The organism is Phocaeicola sp. RTP21198st1_B8_RTP21198_201120 (assembly GCF_040929485.1).
Classification (GTDB): Bacteria; Bacteroidota; Bacteroidia; order Bacteroidales; family Bacteroidaceae; genus Phocaeicola; species Phocaeicola dorei.
Map to the genome: position 1 here is coordinate 1 of NZ_JBCOCI010000486.1, position 1,127 is coordinate 1,127.

Here is a 1,127-nt window from a genome sequence, read left to right on the forward strand (position 1 = left end):
AGGAAATAGCGACCAAGCTCAACTTCCCCACACAATCATTCTTCGGGAAATATTTCAAGCAGTATGTCGGCATATCTCCTAAAGAATATCGGAACAAACTTATCAAACAGTAACTTTCTTAAACTGCCGGAACTGCCACCACAACATACCTCCGGATATAAGACTAGCCGCCAAATCTGCCACAGGCATACTGGCCCAAACACCCATTTGTCCATAATAATGAGGTAGAATCAATAAACAGGGCACTAAGAATAACATCTGTCGGGTCAGCGACAAGAAAATGGCTTTACTTGCCATTCCGATACTCTGGAAGAAGTTGGAAGCTACCATCTGAAAACCTACAATCGGATAGAAGAACACCACTACACGAAATCCCTTAGACGCAATACTGATTAATTCTGCGTCCGAAGTAAAAATGGAAGATACGATTTCCGGAATGAACATACCTATCAGGAAACCAATCGTTGTCACTACAGTTGCACAATAAATGGTTACTTTTAGTACTTCCGTCACACGAGGATAGAGCTTCGCACCAAAATTCTATCCCGCAATGGGCTGCATCCCCTGGTTCAGTCCCAATACAATCATAATAAAGACAAAAACAATACGATTAACAATACCGAATGCACCGATCGCCAAATCACCTCCATGCTCTTTTAATCCCTGATTAATCAGAATCACAATAAAGCAAGACGCCATATTCATCAGGAAGGGAGACATACCGATAGCCAATGAATCCAACACGATCTTCCGTTTCAAACGGAAAATACCTTTTTTCAATCGTATCAGTTCGTCTTTGCGACAGAACAGATGAAGCTGCCAGACCAAGGCGATCAACTGCGCACAAACCGTAGCTGTGGCCGCCCCGCGAATTCCCCAGTCGAATACAAAAATAAACAAAGGTGCAAGTAATACATTGATTAACACGGTCGTGATGGTTGCCACCATCGCTTTCTGCGGATGTCCCGAGGCACGAAGCACTGCATTCAGCCCCAAATATAAATGAGTTACCACATTTCCCAGCAGAATAACCTGCATAAATTCGCGGGCATATTTGACAGTCTCATCACTTCCGCCGAAAAAATAAACTATCGGATCAAGAAAAGGCAGAACAACCAGCGTAAAAG

1 protein-coding gene and 1 pseudogene are annotated in these 1,127 nt (G+C 43.2%); one reads left to right on the plus strand and one right to left on the minus strand.

Annotated elements, in window-relative coordinates:
* The coding region (locus AB5935_RS27490; protein ID WP_368328038.1) for a helix-turn-helix domain-containing protein at positions 1 to 113 on the plus strand (113 nt) is incomplete at its 5' end.
* Here AB5935_RS27490 and AB5935_RS27495 read toward each other — a convergent pair.
* A pseudogene (locus tag AB5935_RS27495) lies at positions 103 to 1,127 on the minus strand (MATE family efflux transporter); the annotation flags it as partial. The gene AB5935_RS27490 and the pseudogene AB5935_RS27495 sit on opposite strands and share 11 nt — an antisense overlap.